The sequence below is a fragment of the Duganella sp. LjRoot269 genome, from assembly GCF_964254095.1.
Classification (GTDB): Bacteria; Pseudomonadota; Gammaproteobacteria; order Burkholderiales; family Burkholderiaceae_D; genus Rugamonas; species Rugamonas hordei.
This window is the reverse complement of sequence record NZ_CAXUSL020000001.1, coordinates 2,195,605-2,214,162: the sequence shown is the minus strand read 5'-3', so window position 1 is coordinate 2,214,162 and position 18,558 is coordinate 2,195,605. Positions and strand designations below refer to the sequence as shown.

The 18,558-nt window shown below is 63.1% G+C and carries 16 protein-coding genes; 1 reads left to right on the top strand and 15 read right to left on the bottom strand.

The features are described 5' to 3' along the window. Positions 1-3: 3 nt before the first annotated feature. Together ACSQ3S_RS09815 and ACSQ3S_RS09810 are read right to left on the bottom strand one after the other, a co-directional pair. Positions 4-1,161 (bottom strand): sugar phosphate nucleotidyltransferase, encoded by a 1,158-nt coding sequence (locus ACSQ3S_RS09815; RefSeq protein WP_436142261.1) that lies wholly within the window; start codon positions 1,159-1,161, stop codon positions 4-6. Between the two features lie 246 nt (positions 1,162-1,407). Further along, a complete protein-coding gene (locus ACSQ3S_RS09810) occupies positions 1,408-2,502 on the bottom strand; it encodes an acyltransferase family protein (protein WP_436142260.1) in 1,095 nt (364 codons plus the stop codon). A gap of 412 nt (positions 2,503-2,914) precedes the next feature. Between ACSQ3S_RS09810 and ACSQ3S_RS09805 the strand changes: the two genes are divergently transcribed. Beyond that, complete coding sequence (locus ACSQ3S_RS09805) at positions 2,915-3,985, top strand: acyltransferase family protein (RefSeq protein ID WP_436142259.1); 1,071 nt, start codon at positions 2,915-2,917, stop codon at positions 3,983-3,985. Between the two features lie 22 nt (positions 3,986-4,007). On the opposite strand, the gene ACSQ3S_RS09800 is transcribed toward ACSQ3S_RS09805, so the two are convergent. From ACSQ3S_RS09800 to epsG, 13 genes are all read right to left on the bottom strand, one after another. Further along, positions 4,008-4,868, bottom strand: a complete 861-nt coding sequence (locus ACSQ3S_RS09800) for a hypothetical protein (protein ID WP_436142258.1) — start codon at positions 4,866-4,868, stop codon at positions 4,008-4,010. After that, entirely contained in the window at positions 4,852-6,105 is a 1,254-nt protein-coding gene (locus tag ACSQ3S_RS09795; RefSeq protein ID WP_436142257.1) for a polysaccharide pyruvyl transferase family protein, read from the bottom strand. Before ACSQ3S_RS09795 ends, ACSQ3S_RS09800 begins: the two co-directional genes overlap by 17 nt. Continuing rightward, positions 6,102-7,322, bottom strand: coding sequence for a Coenzyme F420 hydrogenase/dehydrogenase, beta subunit C-terminal domain (locus tag ACSQ3S_RS09790; RefSeq protein WP_436142256.1), 1,221 nt, complete (start codon positions 7,320-7,322; stop codon positions 6,102-6,104). Before ACSQ3S_RS09790 ends, ACSQ3S_RS09795 begins: the two co-directional genes overlap by 4 nt. Before the next feature lie 45 nt (positions 7,323-7,367). Continuing rightward, entirely contained in the window at positions 7,368-8,645 is a 1,278-nt protein-coding gene (locus ACSQ3S_RS09785; protein WP_436142255.1) for a lipopolysaccharide biosynthesis protein, read from the bottom strand. 117 nt (positions 8,646-8,762) lie between these two features. Beyond that, complete coding sequence (gene galE / locus ACSQ3S_RS09780; RefSeq protein ID WP_436142254.1) at positions 8,763-9,761, bottom strand: UDP-glucose 4-epimerase GalE; 999 nt, start codon at positions 9,759-9,761, stop codon at positions 8,763-8,765. A gap of 13 nt (positions 9,762-9,774) precedes the next feature. Next, positions 9,775-10,914, bottom strand: coding sequence for a DUF1972 domain-containing protein (locus ACSQ3S_RS09775; RefSeq protein ID WP_436142253.1), 1,140 nt, complete (start codon positions 10,912-10,914; stop codon positions 9,775-9,777). Beyond that, entirely contained in the window at positions 10,915-12,147 is a 1,233-nt protein-coding gene (locus ACSQ3S_RS09770) for a glycosyltransferase family 4 protein (RefSeq protein WP_436142252.1), read from the bottom strand. A 213-nt stretch (positions 12,148-12,360) separates the two neighbouring features. Next, the gene (locus ACSQ3S_RS09765) at positions 12,361-13,206 is read right to left on the bottom strand and encodes a hypothetical protein (RefSeq protein ID WP_436142251.1); all 846 of its coding nucleotides are present in this window, start codon (positions 13,204-13,206) and stop codon (positions 12,361-12,363) included. Next, positions 13,184-14,446: a hypothetical protein gene (locus ACSQ3S_RS09760; protein WP_436142250.1), complete on the bottom strand. Its 1,263-nt coding sequence runs from the start codon at positions 14,444-14,446 to the stop codon at positions 13,184-13,186. Before ACSQ3S_RS09760 ends, ACSQ3S_RS09765 begins: the two co-directional genes overlap by 23 nt. 345 nt (positions 14,447-14,791) lie before the next feature. Beyond that, on the bottom strand, positions 14,792-16,057 hold the full coding sequence (locus ACSQ3S_RS09755; RefSeq protein WP_436142249.1) for a glycosyltransferase family 4 protein: 1,266 nt from the start codon (positions 16,055-16,057) through the stop codon (positions 14,792-14,794). Between the two features lies 1 nt (position 16,058). After that, positions 16,059-16,754 carry an exosortase-associated protein EpsI, B-type gene (gene epsI, locus ACSQ3S_RS09750; RefSeq protein ID WP_436142248.1) on the bottom strand — a complete coding sequence of 232 codons (696 nt, stop codon included), beginning with the start codon at positions 16,752-16,754 and terminating at the stop codon, positions 16,059-16,061. A gap of 1 nt (position 16,755) precedes the next feature. After that, positions 16,756-17,604, bottom strand: coding sequence for an exosortase B (gene xrtB, locus ACSQ3S_RS09745; RefSeq protein WP_436142247.1), 849 nt, complete (start codon positions 17,602-17,604; stop codon positions 16,756-16,758). A gap of 71 nt (positions 17,605-17,675) precedes the next feature. Continuing rightward, entirely contained in the window at positions 17,676-18,548 is an 873-nt protein-coding gene (gene epsG / locus ACSQ3S_RS09740; RefSeq protein WP_436142246.1) for a chain length determinant protein tyrosine kinase EpsG, read from the bottom strand. Positions 18,549-18,558 lie beyond the last annotated feature (10 nt).

Below are 18,558 nucleotides of genomic sequence, written 5' to 3'. Positions count from 1 at the left end.
GCGTTATTTCTCTTCTCGGATAAATTCTTCGTTGCTGTCTTCAGTACGGCGCTTGTTGCGGCGGTCACGAGCATTAGCCCAGGCATCGGGATCATATTCCGACGCGTGCTTCATGTCCCCTGCGCGGTTGACACTATAGTCTTTGAAGACAATCATTTCATCTAGGGAAACATTCGGTAACACGCGCGTGTATTCGAACAGCACGCTGCGCACCACCTTGGCGCCGGCGCAAATCCGGCTGCCATGGCCGATCCAGGTCGGACCGACGATGGTCACCTCGCGTTCGATGCAGGTGCCGGAACCGATGTAGACCGGGCCCTCTATGCGCGTGCCATTCCAGTCGATGCTGGTATTGAGTCCCACCCACAGGCCGTCGTTGATCTGCAGGCCAGGCATTTCCAGATGGGCCACTTCGCCCATCAGCACGCTCTGGCACACTTCCCAGTAGTCGCGCACGCTGCCGATGTCGATCCAGTTAAAACCACGGGTCTGCGCATAGAACGGCAAGCCGCGCTCTGCCAGCAGGGGGAACAGTTCCGAACCGATATCGAACGGGCGGTCGGCCGGGATCAGATCGATCACTTCCGGCTCAAAGATATAGATGCCGGTGCTGGCGAAGTTCGACAGGGCCTCCTCCTGGCTGGGCTTTTCCTGAAAGGAAGTGATCCGGCCATCCTTGTCGGTCACGACGACGCCATAGCTCGACACCTTGTCCCAAGGCACCTCCCGCGTCACCACCGAGGCCAGCGCGCCCTTGCGCTTATGCTCGAACAGCGCGGATTTGATGTCGAGATCGATCAACGCATCGCCGCACAGGACGATCGTCGTTTCATCGAAAAAGCCGCCGAATTGCTGGATCTTCTTCATGCCGCCGGCCGAACCGAGCGGCTCGGGCACAACCTCGCCCTGGTCGTTGGTATAGCCTTCGAACGAATACCCGATCTGGACGCCATACTGATGCCCTTCGCCGAAGTAGTCCTCGATCTTCTCGTGCAGATAGCTGACATTGACCATGATTTCCTTGACGCCGTATTTGGCCAGATGCTCGATCAGATAGGCCATGACCGGCTTGCCCAGAATAGGGATCATTGGCTTGGGCAGGTCGTACGTCAACGGCCGCACTCGGGTACCTTTGCCGGCTGCCAATATCATTGCTTTCATACTTAACGGCTCCTCATTAATGTTCCCGCCCCTCAACAGCAAGGCGCACCACGCATTGTGACCTGCTCCGGATTTCTTCGGCGCACCGGCACCGCCCTTTAACAGCCATCTTATGCCGTGCTGCAGCATTTGATATTACAGGGATTTTGATATGCAAGCTAGACAATAGGACAACGTACTGAGGCCTTTGCGTTCAGCGCGGGCCGATGGCATTGCAGCATGCAAAAGAAGGATTCCCAGACGCAATCATCTGGCGGCCCGACGGACCGTGGATGTCGTCGGCGCCTCCGCCGCCGGACGGCTGAGCCTGAGGCGCTCGTTCAACAGCTTGCCGATAGCGATACCCTTTTGTTCGACCAAACGGTAGGACAAATAGGCACACAGCAAAACAGCGCCCAGTGCCAGCGGCCCCTTGGCAATGGCAGGGACGGCCTGCATATTGCTGATTTTTCCCACGACAAACATGTGCAGCAAATACATGCTGAAGCTGATTTCGCCCAGCCACACAAGCACCCGATTTTGCAACAGTCGCCGCAAGGGGCTGCCGACGAATGAAAACGCGATCAAGCCGGTCACCGTCAAACTAAGCAGCAGCGAGTTCCAGGCGGCCATCTCCACCGGCAACGACTTCATTTGCACTTCGCGAAACCACCACGTCAGCAGCGCCATGCTGATCAGCAAGACCAACGAGACCAACGCAGCCATGCTGGGACGCCAGGCACTGCCCAACTGCGCGGGCGACCAGGTCAGCGCAAGCATGCTGCCTAACAACAAAGGCATGGCCTTCGGCAACAGGGCGATTTCATTTGAATAAATCGCTGCCGGATTTGCCACCATCACATACAACGACAAAGCAGTCGCCAGTCCCGATAGCACCAGCGCCCACCGCGACGACAGAAACCGGTCGACCAGCACCAGCACAGGAATAACAAAATAATAACGAAATTCGACGGGTATGGCCCACAGTTCCTCGCGCCCTTCGGTCAGCAGCACATGATGCAGCAAACCGGCCCCATCGATCCATCCCTTGTAATAATTGATCAGCAAGACCAGCAAAAACAAAGGATAGATGCGAAAAACCCGGCTGACAAAGTAGCTCGCCAGCGTACGCCCCACCGATGCGCTACGGCGCAGCGCAGCCTGGAGGCGATTGGTGAGCAGGAATGCACTCAAGCCGAAGAATATCCACACTCCAACTTTACCCACCGCATTATGCGGGAAGGGCAATAACGGCATGCCGGCATTGCCCATATGCGACGCCACCACAAACATCACAGCGATGCCGCGTAAGCCGTGCAGCGGAGTCCAAAAGTTGTCGATCTTAGCCACAGATAATTTCATCTTATTTGTCCTGCACGGACATACCATGCCAAATAGTAAATTTATATTTCATAATTTCAGCTTTCTTGCCTCAATTATAACCGCCGCACGTGGCAATGCATCCACCCGTGCGCGACAGCGTTGCAATGGAGACTCACGGTCTGCGGCAAACGCATTACCGGCAGCCGGCTCGTCGTCGATGCCGCACCGCAGCAAATTGATGCTACACTAAATCGTGCAACCGAGCTAACTCCGGTGACGTCGAGCGCCGTACGGCACTGCCGGGCGATGGTGGAAATGAAAAAAAATTATATAATTACAAAATTAGAAAAACACAACTTTATGGGCGTCGCATATTGCGCCAGTCCCCTTAACCCCCATGCTGCCGAGCTGCGGTATCGGCACGCGCTGGCAGACGAGAAAGTGGCCCCGAATGAACCTCGCAGATCGCTGCTCCGGCAAAGACAACAACTTCAATCTGATACGCATCCTGGCCGCGCTGGCGGTCCTGTTCACCCATAGTTTCGCGCTGAGCGGCAGCGTCGAACCCCTGCGAGACAGCTTGGGGATGACCATGGGTTCGTTCGCGGTAGACATATTCTTTATCGCCAGCGGCTTCCTGGTCACCGGCAGCCTGTTGAAACGGCAGAGCCTGATTGAGTTTTGCTGGGCACGCCTGCTGCGGATCTACCCGGCGCTGCTGGTGGCGCTGCTGCTGACGGTGCTGGTGCTGGGCCCCTTGTTTACCACGCTGCCGCTGCACCAATATTTCGCCAGCAAAGTGGTTTATATTTATCTGGTCAAGAATCTGCTTCTGGTCGCCGGCACGAATTTCATTCTGCCCGGGGTATTCGAGAACAACCCCTATCCTGGCGCTGTCAACGGCTCTCTGTGGACCATGCCATACGAGGTAAGAATGTATTTGATTCTGGCGGTGTCCTGGCTGGCCTTGCGCTTAAAACGCCAATTCCGGCTAAGGGCGATGACCTGGGCGATCCTGGCGTCGACCGTCATCGCAGGCATTGCCACGCTGGCGGAATACCTGGCGTCGGGCGCCGCCGGCCAGTTCGAACGGCTGTTTTTTATGTTTTTCTGCGGCGCATCCTACTATGTGTGCCGCGACCGGATCGAACTGAAGCGCCCGCTATTCTATGCTATGGTGGCGCTGCTGCTGGGAAGTGCGGTATGGGGGAAGCAGCCGTTTTTCGTCGTCTATACGCTCAGTTTGGCCTATTTGCTGTTCTACCTCGCCTACGTCCCCGGCGGGATGCTGCGCCGCTATAACCTGGTCGGCGATTATTCCTATGGAACCTACATCTATGCATTCCCGGTGCAGCAGGCCGTGGCCGCCCTGCTACCGGGATGTTCAGCGGGAACGATGATATTGCTGTCGGGCGCAGTCACCCTGGCATTGGCCGCACTGTCCTGGCATCTGCTTGAGCAGCGCGCCTTGGCGCTGAAAGGTCGGGCCACCAGCAGCACCCACCGTCTGCTCTGGACCTGAACCGGCCGCTTGCGCCGCGCAGTCACGCCAGGCGGGCGCGCAGTCGCTTGAGGCGGCTGCGCAGCGAGAAGAACGCCCGCACCCGCAGCCGGTGCCACGGCGACGCGCCGCCCGGCTCGTACGACAGCAGGCGCCCGCCGGCAGCCTGCAGCCGCGACGACAGACGCTTTTCCAGCAGAATCGACCCTGTCTTGCCGCGCAATACCGCGTCGGACATGTGCGGCCGGCCGGCATGGACGATCCAGCCGTCGTCGGCCGGGTCGAGCGACATCCAGCGCGCCAGATGCTGCTCCAGCGCCGCCGACGCCGGCAACCCCAGCACCAGCCGGCCCTGCACATAGCTGGGCGCGGCAAACACGGCGGGCTCGAACAGCGTGCGCTGCAACGCCGCCACGCCGGCCGCGTTGAGGTAGAACAGGTTGGAGCGGACCCAGTGGGCGAAATGCAGCTGGCACAGCGAAAACGTGGCGGGACCGGCCTCGATCTTGCCGATCAGCGCAGGCTGCGTCTCGTCGCGGCAAAGCGCCGCCTGCTGCGCCAGGCGCGCCAGGTCGTCGTCGAAGAACGGATAGTTGCGGCCGGCCGTGTCGTTGACCACCAGCAGCCCGCCCGGCGTCGGCCCCAGATGGTCCAGCGCCAGCTGATAGGCGGCGAACTCCCATTGCGCGCCTTCGTAGGGCAGCCAGTCGCAGCGCGCGGCGCCGGCCCGCCAGTCGCCCAGCGCCTGCAAGGCAGCCGGATCGAGCAGCGCGCGGTACACCACGCAGACCTGCTCGAACGCCAGCCGCCGGCGCAGCCGCCCCAGCAGCCGGACGGCCGCCTGCGCGCCGGCCTGGTCGTACAGGTACACGGCCAGCTTCATCGCGTCAGCGCCCGTCGGCACCGGCCTCCGCCAGCACCGCCGGCTGCAGCGGCACGCCCTTGCGCTCGGCCACCTGGCGGAAGATCTGCGCCAGCGTGGCGGTATAGCCATCGAGGCGGGCGAAGGCGTTCTGGTTGCCGGCCTGGACTTCAAGCGCCAGCTGCGCGCGCTGCTCGAAGCCGCGCAGGATGATGGCGGCGGCATCGGCATTATTCATCGCCTTGGCATCGGCCACCCAGCTGTATCCCAGCATCGAGAACAGGCCGTTGAACTTGCGGCTGTAGGCGATCGGCACCACCGGCACGCCCGACGAGAAGGCCGCGATGCAGGCATGCATGCGTGCGCCGGTGACGAAGTCCATGCCGGCGATAAACGATTTGGCCTCGCTCGGGCTGGCAAACTCGGGCGCCAGTTTCAGCGACGGGAATTCCTGCTTCAGCTGGGCACTGGCGATACGGTCGTCGTCGCGCGGCAAATCGTCCGAAATCACATGCGGTATCAGCCAGATCTCGTGCGCCGGATTCTTGCTCCATTCGGTCAGCAGGGTGCGCGTCAGCGCGGCATAGTCCAAGGTCAGGCCGAACTGGTTGCCGCCGGTGTAACCGCCCGAGAACAACAAGCCGGACACATTGATACCGATACGCACCTTGCCATCGTCGGCCTTGGCCGGCGCCTGGTACGGCAGGCGGAAGGCGACGTCGACCACCTCGGCCACGTTGTCGCGCAGCCCGACCTGACGCAGGTAATTGAACGACAGCGTGTCGCGCGCAAACACTTTCTGGCAGCGCTTCATCACCTGGGTCGCCATCAGGCGCGCGTACCAGCTGTCGAACGGACCGATGGTCTGCGGACTGAGGATCAGCGGCTTGCGCTTGGCCAGCACGATGACCTTGGTCAGGATGAAGGTCAGGAAACGCTTGAAGCCATAAATATCGGCGAAGCTGTCGCCCTCGCCGATATCGAGCACCAGGTCGCACTCGTTGAGCTCGGACGGGAACGTCGAGCGCCGGTACACCAGTTCGCGCAAGGCGATGGTGTTGCCGATCTTCAGGCGCGCGTCGTCCAGGCCATAGCTCGATCCGCCGCGGGTGCCAAACACCACGAAGCGCAAGGCCACGCCGGCCTGCGCCGCCGCCTCGGTGCAGATCGCCAGCTGCGACTGGCTCAGCGCGCCGACGCCCAGGTTGTCCGACGAGAACGAATGCCATAACAGGCCTATGGTCAGGGATTTGCCTTGCGGCGTCACGGCACGATTCATGCAACTTCTCCTTTTGCTCGTTTAAAAGTTCCGACGGCGTTGCGCAACCACATCGTGGGACGGGCCGTCAGCGAGGCCCGCAGCAGGCCCATATTGCGGTAGACCGGTGCCCGGCCCAGCGCCAGCCGCGCCGCCAGCACCCGGCCCAGCACGACTTTCTTGCGCATTACCTGATAGGGTTGCATTTTCGCGATCTCGGCCACGTCCAGCGGGTCCAGATGCAGCGCGCCGGCCTGGCGCGCCTGCTCTATCAGCGCCGCGCCCTTGCTGCTGCGCCCCAATACCAGGCTGCGCCCGTCGCGCTCCTCGAACGAGGGATAGCCATCCTCGCCGTACCAGGCGTCCGCGCACACGATGTCCGCGAACTCGCCGGTGCCGTCCGGACAAATCTTGCAGCGGAACTGCAGATGGCGATTGAGGATTTCGCCCCATGAGGTCGCATAATCCATCTCGGCGCTGCGGCCATCGGTGGTGACGGCGCGGGCCTTGCCGGGCCAGCCGTCGCCGCGATAGCGGAACGACAGCAGTTGTTCCCCGTCCATGCCCAGCCGCCGCACCACGGCCTCGGTGCCGCGGCGGCTGGGCACGCCGGCACACATGAACGACAGGAAGTACGGTATCTGCTGGTCGACCCGCAGGTCGTGCCGCGCCAGCGCGCGCAGCGCCGCCACATCGCACGGCTTGCCGATGAAAGCAAAGCGCTTGCCGCTCTCCAGCAGCCGCGCCAGGTCCACCAGCGGCGCCGACGGCGCGTAGCGCGAACCGGCCGACTTCAGCACATCGTCCTTGCCGGTCGACACCTGCACCTGGTTGCCCAGCGGATCGGCCGCCGGGGCCGAGTTCTGCACCACGAAGTCCACCTGCCCCGATTCGATCAGATACACCGCCAGCGCCGAGATGACGCCGCCCGAGGAACCATAGCGCCGCAGTTCGGCATCGGTCGAGTAGCCGGTCTGGCAGGTGGTCATCGGTCCCCATATCGGATGGCTGGGCGCGGCGGCATCGCGCGCCTCGTGGCGCACGGCCACGCCGGGGCAGACCGCGTCAAACAGCTGGCGCTCGGCCACGCTGATCGGGATCGTCACGTGGGGACGCAGATAGCCGGCCGCGCTCATTTGCATGCTGACCTTGTCCGGCGCACAAATGGCGGCGCACAGGCCGCACCCTGTGCATAAACCGGACTCGACAACGTTCTGGATCGGGTGTTCGCTTTTCATGTCCACAATTTTCAGAGGTTCAACTACAGTAAGAAACGCACGCGTTCAGGCCAGACGCAACACCGGCAGGAACAGCAGCATCACCAGCGCCGTCACGGCCACCATGCGGCCATTGCCATGGCCGGGTTTGGCTACGCCGCCGATATACGCCAGCAGCAGCAGCACATTTCCGCCGATCAAAGACCACAGCCAGCCGACATTGCCATAGCGTGGCACCAGCTGCAGGCACAGCAGCCCGACCACGGCCCAGTGCGCCACCGAGGCCAGCGCGCGATAGCGCTGGCCGCCTTCGACCGTCAGCACGATGCCCCAGGACGAGGCCGCCGAGCGCAGCACGAACAGCACGCCGAACCATGGCGTCAGCGCGATCAGCGGCAAAAACCTCGGGCCGAACAGGGTGTGCACCATCAGCGGCCCGCCCAGCACGAAGCCGAGGCCGCCGACGATGCCGATGCCGAGAAAGGCGCTTTGCAGCCGCCACTTCTCGCGCTGGTGCACCGCCGCCGGCCCCTGCTGGGTGGCGGCGGTGCGCGGAATAAAGACGTTCGACAGCACGGTGCCGGCCTGGGTGCCGGCCAGGAAGAAACGCATCCCGCCCTGGTGCAGGCCGACCGCCACCGGGCCGCCGAAATAATTGAGCACCACGCTGTCGACCTGGCCGAACAAGGTGCCCATGGCCATGTCCAGCGCATAGCTGCGGGTGCGCCGCACCAGCGCCCAGCCCTCGCGCCATGGCGCCACCCGGACCGGCCCCAGCACCTGGTTCAGCATATGGCGGGCGATCAGCGCCACCGCGCCGCGCGACACCAGATAGGCCAGCGCCACCACCAGCGGCGAGCCGGTGCCCCAGGCCGCCAGCGCCACCACCGCGCTGTACAGCAGCGCCGACATGGCCGCCAGGCGCGCATCGAGGTCGAAGCGGTCGCGTGCGCGAAAACCGGTACAAAAATAATCGGCAAAGCTCTCGCCGATCAGCGCCAGCAGCAGCAGCAGGAAAATCAAGGCGGGCTGGCCGCCGATGAACGGCAGCGCCAGCAGACCGCCGGCCAGCAGCGCGGCGCTGAGGATCAGCTTGGCGCTCAGCGTGAGGCCGATCAGCTGCGGCGCGGCGGCCCGGTCGCGGCCGATCTCGCGCAGCAAAAAGGTCGACAGGCCGTAATTGCTGACCACGCTCAGCAGGCCGCACACCGCCATCCAGAACATCAGCAGGCCGAATTGCTCGGGCCCCAGGCTGCGCGCCGTCACCGCCAGCGACAGCACGCCCGCCAACAGCCGCATGCCAGTCGATAAAGCCATCAGGGAAAGGTTCTTGAACAGCGCCATACACAGGTCTAAGCAGTTAGTCGGAGCGGGCGCCGTGACGCGCGCCGCAGCATTGCCACTTGTTCAAGTATAGCATTGCAGTGCAACAAAATCGCATCTTGTCATGCGGTGCGGACGCTACTTGGCGCTCGATTGCCAGCGCCACGCGTCGGCGCACATCTGCTCGACGCCGCGGCTGGCTTTCCAGCCCAGCTCACGCTCGGCCAGGCTGGCGTCGGCGTAGCACTGGGCGATGTCGCCCGGCCGCCGCGCCACGATCTGCAGTGGCACGGCGCGGCCGCTGGCCTGCTCGAAGGCGCGCACCATCTCCAGCACGCTGTTGGCGCGCCCGGTGCCCAGGTTGTAGGTGTACAGGCCGGGGTCGCTGCCGAAGCGCTGCAGCATGCGCACATGGCCCAGCGCCAGGTCCATCACGTGGATGTAGTCGCGCATGCCGGTGCCGTCGGGCGTCGCATAGTCATTGCCAAACACCGACAACTGCGCGCGCCGGCCTTCGGCCACCTGGGCAATGAAGGGCAACAGATTGTTCGGCACGCCGTTCGGGTCTTCGCCTATCAGTCCGCTTTCGTGGGCCCCCACCGGATTGAAGTAGCGCAGCAGGCCCAGTTGCCAATGCGGTTCGGCGCGCGCCAGGTCGCGCAGCACCTCCTCGACCATCAGCTTGCTGCGGCCATAGGGATTGGTGGCGGCCAGCGGGAAGTCCTCGCGGATCGGCACGCTGGCAGGATCGCCGTACACCGTCGCCGACGAGCTGAACACCAGCGTGTGCACGCCGGCCTGGGCCATCGCGGCCAGCAGCACCAGCGTGCCCTGGACGTTGTTGTCGTAGTAGCGCAGCGGCTGCGCCACCGATTCGCCGACGGCCTTCAGTCCGGCGAAATGGATCACCGCCGTGATCTGGTGGCGGGCAAAGACGGCGTCGAGTGCGGCGCGGTCGCGCGTGTCGGCCTCCACCACCACCGGCGCCCGTCCGGTGATCGTGGCCAGACGGGCGGCCACTGAAAGTTTGCTGTTGGATAAATTATCCAGCAACACCACGTCGTGGCCGTGGGCCATGAGTTCGACGCAGGTATGCGAGCCGATGTAGCCCAGACCGCCAGTCACCAGGATAGCCATAGGTGGTCCTCCCTCAGCGCGCCGGGCCGGCGGTGGCGGTGGCCACGGCCGCCGCCGCGTACGGCAGCAACAGGGTTTCATAGTCGCCCAGGATTTGCTCCCAGGTGAATTCGGCGGCGTGACGCTCCAGGCTGCCGGCGCGCATGGCGGCCAGGCGCGCGCTGTCGTCGAGAATCTGGTCGAGCTGCGCGGCGGCGCCGGCGGCGCCGCTGAAATACGCGGCCTGCGGGCCGGCCACCCAGCGGTTGAACGGGTTGTCGTGCGCCAGCACCGGATTGCCGGCGCCCAGCGCCTCGACCAGCGAGGGATTGGTGCCGCCGACCTGATGGCCGTGCACGTACAGCCGCGCATACAGGCGCAGCGCCTGCACGGCGGCCGGCTCGTACACCGCGCCGATGAACTTGACCTCGTCCGAGGCGGCCTGCTGCACCGCGCGCTGATAGGCGTGGCCGGGATCGTATTTGCCCAGCACCACCAGCGGCATGCCGCGCGGCCTGGCCGACCAGGCCTGCACCGCCTCGAGGATGGAATTCTCGGGTTCGGCGCGGGCGATCAGAATCGCATAGCGGTCCGCCTCCAGGCCATACGGCGCCAGCACGGCGGCGTCGGCCTGCGTGATGCGGTCGGCGCCGTAGGCGATGGTGGTGATCTTGTCGGCCTGCACGCGCGAGCTCAGGTGCTTCTTGATATGCGGGTGGTCGGCGATCAGGTGGTTGCCCAGCCAGGCGCCGGCCCATTCATTCAGGTAGAACCAGGTGCGCGCCACCGCGCCCCATTTCTGGCGGCGCCATTCGATGCCGTCCATATTGAACAGATTGGTCAATCCCTTGAAGCGGTACCACAGGCCGAACACCGCCGTGTTGTAACCGAGGGTCAACACCAGGCCGGGCTCGCGCGCCGAGTGCAGCGTGGCCTTCCAGTCGAACTCGATGGTGCCGGCGGCACCGCCGCGGCGCACCGGGATGTGCACCCGGCGCACATCGCGCCAGCTGTCCTCGTACACCGCGCTGCCGCCGTCGTCCTGGCAATACACGGTGACGTCCCAGCCGCGCTTGACCAGGTACAGCGCCAGGTGCTCGGCAAAGGTTTCAAAACCGCCATGGCTGGCCGGCACGCCGCGCGTACCCAGGATGCGTAGAGTTTTGGGATTCATTTAAGCGTTCACTCCGAGATCTGCATACAGTTGCAAGGTGGCCGCGACATAGCCGTCGCGATTGAAGCGTTGCTCGACCATCGCGCGCGCCGCCCGGCCGCACTGCTCCAGCGCGCTGTCGGGCATGGCCTGGACCTGGGCCAGCAGCGCCGTCAGGCTGGCCACGTCGCGGCTGGGGAAGGTCCAGCCGGTCTGGCCTGGTTCGATCATCTCGGGGATGCCGCCGATGTCGGCGCCGATCACCGGCTTGCCGAAGGCGCAGCTCTCGAGCACGCTCATCGGCGCGTTCTCGTACCATTCGGACGGCAGCACCACCGCGCGCGCCTGCTGGATCAGCGTGTGCAGCGCGGCGCCGGACTGGTAGCCCAGAAATTCGGCGGCGCCGCCCAGCTCGGCGTTCAGCGCATGCAGCTGCTCCTGGATCGGGCCGGTACCGGCGATCTTCAGCCGCACGCCGGCGGCGGCGGCGGCGCGCAGCAACGTGGCCACGCCCTTCTCCGGCGCCAGGCGGCCAAAGAACAGGAAATAGTCGCCCGCCGCGTAGTGCGGGGCGAAACGGCTGGCGTCGACATAGTTGGGAATGTAGACGAACTGCTCGCGCGGCCAGCCCCACTCAACGAATTTCTCCATGAAGAAGCGGCTCGGCACCACCACCTTGTCCAGGTAGCGGCGGTAGGTCTGCATGCGCCGCTGCAGGCCGCTCTCGACGGCGACGATGGCGCTGGCGCCCAGCGAGCCGCGCACGCAGCGGTGCCTGACGACGTTGAGCACGCTGCCATCCCTGCAGCGCTCGCAAATGCCCTCGTCGTTGAGCATCTTGTAGGCCGGGCAGGCGATCTTCAGGTCGTGCGCCGTCATCACCACCGGCACGCCGGCCTTGGCCAGCGTGGGCAGGATGGAGGGCGACAAATGGTGATAGATGCAGTGCAGATGGGCGATCGACGGCTGGTAGTCGGCCAGCAGGCGCGTCAGCTTGCGCTGCGCCTCGAACGAATACACCGCCTTGGCCGCCATGCTGATCTTGTTGGCCAGGGAATAGCTGTGGCCGAACTCGAGTTCGTCCACGAAATAGCGCGACCAGTCGCTGGGCAGATTGTTCGGGTGCTGCATGGAAAAGAAGGCATTGTCCCAACCCAACTCTTCCATCAGTGCGGCATGTTCCAGATAGACCACATCCGAGCCGCCGCGCCGATAGTGGTAATTATTGATACTCAGCAACTTCTTATTCTTCATCCCGGTTCCAACTCTCGGCAATTCATCCGAAAACGCCCCGCCGGGGCGCCACCTGCACGCCATGCGGCGTCTGCAAATGGAAAATGGCGGCTCACAACCCCTGCAGCCGTTATTATCCGACGTCAGGAATCGCAATCCGCCATGGTCCCACGTCAGTCAGGCATATCATACCTGACTCGACCGGGAATTTCGCTACGCGTTGTGTTTATTTTATTATTTAAAATTACCCATATCGTAACCGCTCTGGAACAACAGCAAGGCGTCAGCGTCCGAGGCCGAGCTCAAGCCCACCCACGCCCAATCCTTGGTCACCAGCTTCAGGCGCCCGATACCCAGGTCGCCGTTGGTCTTGTAGTTGTCCCAGCCGGCCGTCTTGGTGGTCCAATAGTCGACACCGGCGCCGATCAGATACGTGTCGGGCTTGATCTGGTTGGCGAGCTGCGCGTCAAGCAGCGCTTGCGCAGTCGTGGTGCTGGTGGTGGGCGGCAGCGCCACGCGCGCCTCCATCAGCACCACCACGCCGCAGACGGTTTTCGGATCCGGAATGGTGGCACGCCCCATCACCGGCCAGAAATGGAAGGCACCGTTTTGCGCGAAGCCGACTGTGGTCTCGGCGTCGGTCTTGACGAACAGCGCCGGCGCCACCGAGGTATTGTTGGAGAAATCGGCGCGGTACTGGCCGCCGTCCACATTGCCCTTTTGCAGCAATACCCATTTGTGCGGGCTACCGTAGCACATCAGGGTCTGGAAGTTGCGTATCTGCACCACATTGGTGCTGGCCTTGGCGCCGTTCAGATAGAACACCTGGCCCCAGCCGGTGGTGGCCAGGAAGCCGCGGGGATCATTCCACCAGTGCTTGACCGGTTTGGCGTACCAATCGTAGCCTGCGGGCACACCCATCGGATAGCCCTCATGCTTGCGGGTCCAGTCCAGTCCCATGTCCTGTAACTGCGCGTACGTCAGCGGCACGCGCGCAATGGCTCCGGCTTGCGCCGTTCCGGCCAATATCAGGCCGGCAACCAGAGCGCCAGCCATTTTACGGTATTGATGTATCAACATGTCGATTCCCTATGCGGAAGGTCAAGGCGCCGGCGCAGAAATAAAAGATCGCCATCGCCAAATAATTATTAATCAGATTCTCGGAAAAGAAATATAAAGAAATTGTCAATAACGGCACGGTCTCCCAACGGCGGCCACAAGAACGAATGATTAAAACAATGGTGGAAATAAACCCGATACACGTTATCAAACCGCATTCAAAGAGATAGCGCAAGTAATCATTGTGTGGCACTAGATGTATTTGCGACAAACGTACCGATGAACCGACTCCAAATCCAAATAACCATTGATACCAGCTACCGTCAGCCAACAACGAGAGCAAATTATTCCAATGCTTCAGCCGGAACAAAAACGACAAATCCGACGTCTTTAGCAGCAACACCAGGTCGCCATAGCTGACCGTCGCCAGCCGTATCCTGCCGCTCCACAGCAGCTTGACACTGTCGATCACCGGAATGATGCGTTTGAACACCACCGCTTCCGGAAACAACACCATCGCCAGCACCACCACCAGCACCACCGGCACCGCATAGCGCAGCGTCCGCACCTTGACCACCGTCAACGCCAGCGCCACGACCAAGGCCACCAGCACACCCAGTGTCACGAAGATCACCCCGGTCGCGAGTATCAGCGCCACATTCCGTACCGCTCGCCCGGACAGCACGTTGTACAAGGCCAGCAGGCTGACCGCATACAGCGCGGCGTTGTTGCGATTCGAGAAAATCGACACCTCGCCGCCGCCGCCCATCAGCATCTCGCGTCCGCCGCCCGCGCCGCCGCTGGCCAACCCTGTCGCCAGTTGCACCAGCCAGACCAGCACCGGCAGCAGCGCCATCAACCAGAATGCCTGGCGCACCGCCAGCCGCTCCCACAACACCACGTCCTGGCGCGCCTCGAAGGCGGTGCCGAACAGCAGGAACGCCGGCCCCATGAACATTTTCAGCAAATCCGAATAAGCCAGTTCGTCATGGTTGACCATCAGCGAACAGACGAATCCAAAGTAATACACCGCCAGCGGCAGGCCGAACTTCGGCACGGCGGTTTTCAACTTGGGCAAAAAGGCGTGGACCACGCACATGGTTAAAAAAATGCCGAATGCCATCGCATACGACAAGGCTTTTAACACGCCCGAATTCAACAGCGTGCCGGCCGATAACAGACCGACATATCCCACCACGGCCAACACGAATACCATGGTCGGGTTGTATACCCGCGGTCTCGCTTCTATTGCATTAATCATCTCTCGCCTATCCGGGCCGTTGGCGGCCCCACCTTAATTAGTCATCCATATTAAGACCGCAGCAATCTTGTCGGTCTTAATAACGCGTTGTATAAACATCGCGATGGGCGGCGCCAATATCCAGGAAGAACAGCCGGTCAGGTAAATATCGAGATTGATTCGCATCGAGAATATCATTTCCACGGTTGCGCGCAACGAAAGTTGCTCAAAAAAATTAATTTTCGTTGAGACACACCACATTTTGTGCACTGAAGCAACACTTTTGTGGTGAAAAAAGTAAGGATGTAGGCAATACGTTGCAAATTGATCACAACTGCCGGATTGGCACGGCGGCGAAGCCGCACGCTAGGCTTGCAGCAGGGTGTGGATAGCCGCGACAGTAGTTTCCCAGCGGAATTGGCTGGCCACGGCGGCGCGTCCCGCCAACCCGACCTGCCGGCGCCGCTCCGAATCTTGCGACAAGGACAGAATGGCCTGCGCGAACTGCTGCGTCGTGCGTGGCGCGGCGATGCCGTTGTGCCGATCGCGGAATTCGGCGATGCCGTTGAAGGCGGCGACGCCGCCGACCACCGGCAGCCCCGCCGCCATCGCCTCAAGCGTTTTGTTGATCAGCCCGAAGCCCTTGAACACCGGACTCAGGGCCATCATCGACTGGCCATAGACGTCGGTCAAATCCGGCACGAAACTGACGTGGGCGACACGCTGCGCCGACGCGATGGCTTGCTGCAGCGCCGGCGACGCGCCCTTGCCCACCATTAGCAGCCGGCAGTCGGCATCGCCCGCCGCCACCAGCGGCCAGACCTCCTGCACCAGCCAGTGAGCGATGGCGGCGTATTCCCCGCTCAATTCGGCCACAAACACAATCTGCCGGCTTGACGCCGCCGGCGTCAGCTCGAAGTAATCGAGCCGCACGCCATTGGGCGCCAGTTGAACCCGGCGCGCCAGCTCGGACGACACCAAGCGGCCCATCAGGTCGGCATCGGTTTGGGTTTGCAACAACAGATGTTGATAGGGCTGCAGCAGACGCGCCTCGACACGCGCCACCAGCGGCGTGCGCAGCCGGTCCAGCAGCCCTTTCAGGCGGCCCTTCCAGCCGCCGAAACTCTGGCTGCCACGGAAATAGTATTCGGCCGCGGTGCAGTCATTGAGCGCGGCAACCGCCAGCGGCACCGCCGCGACGGCAGCCAAACCGCTGCTACGCCATTTGGCCACGGCGCTCATCGGCGAGATCAGCAGCCGTTCGGCCGCCGGCAGCGTCGGCAATGCCGCAGCGGCCAGCTGATAACCGTGCTGGAACATCTCGGCGCCGCGCAACTCGTCGGCCAGGCGCCGCCACTTCGAACGGCGCCGCAGCGGGACCTGGACGATGGCGCCGAAGCGCGCCTCGTTGTCGGCCCATGCCTGCGGATCGGGCGGATGATCGGCGTCGACAAACAACACCAGCCGCAGCTGGTAATGCGCTTGCAAACCCATCAGGTAATTGTAGAACGGCAGCGTAATGCCGTTGCGTGGCGGATAAGGCAACTGGTCGGTCGCCATCAGCAGCACCGGCAGCGCGGCCTGGCCCATCTCGCGGTCCAACAAGGTCGATTCTGCGGCAGTAGCACTCATTTCAATTCGACGCAACGGTAAAGGAACCAGTCAGACGGTAGCGGTCGGCCGCCGGCATCGCCGCCAGCATGCTATTGATGAAACCGTCCTGCAAGGCATAGGAGGCAGCGGCGTCGCGGTCGATGCTGGAGACGCGCACCAGCATGCCATCGGGCACCTTGCCGGCCAGGGTATAGCTGAGACGGCGCAGCTTCTGGTCCAGTCCGGTCGTAATGGCGCGGTCGCCCAGGCGGATCCAGTAGGTCACCGGCTCGGAGCGCGCGCCGCTGACCGCCACCATGCGCTTGATCGGGATGATGCCTTCGGCGGTGCGCACCTGCGCCGGCTGCACTTCGCCGACCTCGAAACCTTGCGCCGCGTAGCACACCTCCGGCTTGTGCACCGCCATGTAATCGCTCTGGTCGCCGCCATAGGCGAGCGACAGCATCACCCGCTGCCCCTGGCTGTTGATATAGGTGCGCGCCAGCGTCTGGCCGTAGATCTTGTCCAGGCGCGCCTGCACGTCCGGGCTGACCTGCACCGGCACCAGGCTGGTGTCGATGGTCCAGTCGCCGAAGCTGGCCGGCACGATCTGCTCCAGCGTGAATTTGGCCTGCTCGTCGGCCAGCATTTCCGTCGGCACCATGATCTTGCCCAGCGCACTGCTGAGCACCATCGTCCCGCACAGCATCAAGCTGATTACCATTGGTTTTTTCATGCTACACCTTCGCTTCCCGCGGCGGGTTGTCTATGTTTTTCAGCAGCAGCGGCAGCACCGAGTCGACCGCCAGGATCAGCGACAGCGCCGTCACGAACAGGACCATGCCGGCAAACCCGTGCAGGAATCCCTGGCCGGCGGCATCGCCGAAGTAATACGTGATCAACGTCAACACCATGACCCGTATCACATTGGCGGTAAACGAGATCGGCACGATCAGGATGGCCAGCACGGTATTGCGCAGCGGCGAGACATGGCGCATCACGTGCAGGTAGAACAAGCCCAGCGCCTCCAGCGTCAGCAGGGTGTGCAGGCCGGCGCAGGCGTCGGCCACCAGCAACTGGTAGGGGCCGATCTGCAGCACGACGCCGCTGCGGGCGATCGGGTAGCCGAGCCAGAACAGGATATGCTCGGTGACATACGACACGGCCAGCTTCATCGGAATGGTCACCGCCGTCACCAGTGTTTCCGGCAGCGGTATCATGAACAGCATGAAGAACAGCGCGAAACCCAGCGCACGCCAGCCGGCCACGCCGCGCTTGAGCAACAGGATGGCCGACAGCACCCACACCACCGAACCGGCGTCGGCCAGCACCACATGCTGCGAACGTCCCAGGATATACAGCAGCGCACCGACCACCAGCAGCGGCCAGCCCCATGCCGACGGCGCCGCCGTTTCGCTGCGCCGCATCATCTCGGGCCACTCCCGGTACAGCAGCCAGACCGACAGCGCCAGGATGATGGGGCCATGCGCCTGTTCTTCATTGGCCCAGGTATCGGTGCACAGGCCGTACAGCGTGGGGAGATACATCGCCAGCATGCCGATCACGATCGGCAGCCATTCCGGCATTGCAGCCCTGATTCCCTGCCAGCGAGGCATCGTAGCGGACATGCTTAATTCGCTCATGGTAGTTAATCGTCTTAATAGTCGATCAGCACGGTACCGACCACCTCGGCGCCGCCGCGGGTCAGCTGCTCGACCATGGCCTGCAGCGCCGGCTGGCTAGTATGGTTTTTGCGGACCACCACCAGCGCGCCGCCGACACGGCGGGCGATTTCCAGCGCGTCCGAGCCCAGCGCATAAGCGGCGGCGTCGTAGAGTACCACGTCGAAATTAGCCTCGAGCTGGACATGCAGCTCCGCAAACACATTACGGCTCAGCAGCTCCTGCGGGTTCGGCGGGACCGTGCCGGCGGCCAGCACCGACAGGTCGACGAAGGACGGGATCTTCTGGATCGCGTCCAGTTGCGCCCGGCCGGCCAACATATCGGACAGCCCCTGCGGCGTCTTCAAGTCAAACACCGTGCTTTGGTGCGGCCGGCGCAAGTTGGCATCGACCAGCAGCGTGCGCTCGCCCAGCTGGGAAAACACCACGCCCAGATTGGCGGTAAACAGGCTGACGCCATCGCCCGAGTTGAGGCCGACCACGGCCAGGCCGCGGCGGCCGCGCGCGAACCAGCGCAACATCAGCTGACTGCGCACCGCGCGCAGGATTTCCACCTGGTGGCTGAAGGGCTGGTAGGCCGCCACCAGCGTGTCCGGATACTTGGCCTCGCCCGGCTGCAGATACGGATAGTCGAACTGGCGCGCCAGCACCTGCTGGATGTCGGCCTCGGTGATCAGCCCGAGGCGCTGCGCGGCTTCGCCGAAGCGGATGCCCAGCTCTTTTTGCATACGCAACACGCGTTCGGCGCTTTCCGGCGTGATCTTGCCCGATTCCAGGAGCAAACCGCCAATGCTGGTGTCGCCACGCGGTGCCGTTGGCGTCAGTGAGGTAGGGGCTGGATGATTCATGGTAAGGGGT

Coding starts and splice junctions, on each gene's coding strand:
- ACSQ3S_RS09815 (WP_436142261.1), bottom strand. CDS start 1,161: ATGAAAGCAATGATATTGGCAGCCGGCAAAGGTACCCGAGTGCGGCCG.
- ACSQ3S_RS09810 (WP_436142260.1), bottom strand. CDS start 2,502: ATGAAATTATCTGTGGCTAAGATCGACAACTTTTGGACTCCGCTGCAC.
- ACSQ3S_RS09805 (WP_436142259.1), top strand. CDS start 2,915: ATGAACCTCGCAGATCGCTGCTCCGGCAAAGACAACAACTTCAATCTG.
- ACSQ3S_RS09795 (WP_436142257.1), bottom strand. CDS start 6,105: ATGAATCGTGCCGTGACGCCGCAAGGCAAATCCCTGACCATAGGCCTG.
- ACSQ3S_RS09790 (WP_436142256.1), bottom strand. CDS start 7,322: ATGAAAAGCGAACACCCGATCCAGAACGTTGTCGAGTCCGGTTTATGC.
- ACSQ3S_RS09785 (WP_436142255.1), bottom strand. CDS start 8,645: ATGGCGCTGTTCAAGAACCTTTCCCTGATGGCTTTATCGACTGGCATG.
- galE (WP_436142254.1), bottom strand. CDS start 9,761: ATGGCTATCCTGGTGACTGGCGGTCTGGGCTACATCGGCTCGCATACC.
- ACSQ3S_RS09775 (WP_436142253.1), bottom strand. CDS start 10,914: ATGAATCCCAAAACTCTACGCATCCTGGGTACGCGCGGCGTGCCGGCC.
- ACSQ3S_RS09770 (WP_436142252.1), bottom strand. CDS start 12,147: ATGAAGAATAAGAAGTTGCTGAGTATCAATAATTACCACTATCGGCGC.
- ACSQ3S_RS09765 (WP_436142251.1), bottom strand. CDS start 13,206: ATGTTGATACATCAATACCGTAAAATGGCTGGCGCTCTGGTTGCCGGC.
- ACSQ3S_RS09760 (WP_436142250.1), bottom strand. CDS start 14,446: ATGATTAATGCAATAGAAGCGAGACCGCGGGTATACAACCCGACCATG.
- ACSQ3S_RS09755 (WP_436142249.1), bottom strand. CDS start 16,057: ATGAGTGCTACTGCCGCAGAATCGACCTTGTTGGACCGCGAGATGGGC.
- epsI (WP_436142248.1), bottom strand. CDS start 16,754: ATGAAAAAACCAATGGTAATCAGCTTGATGCTGTGCGGGACGATGGTG.
- xrtB (WP_436142247.1), bottom strand. CDS start 17,604: ATGCCGGAATGGCTGCCGATCGTGATCGGCATGCTGGCGATGTATCTC.
- epsG (WP_436142246.1), bottom strand. CDS start 18,548: ATGAATCATCCAGCCCCTACCTCACTGACGCCAACGGCACCGCGTGGC.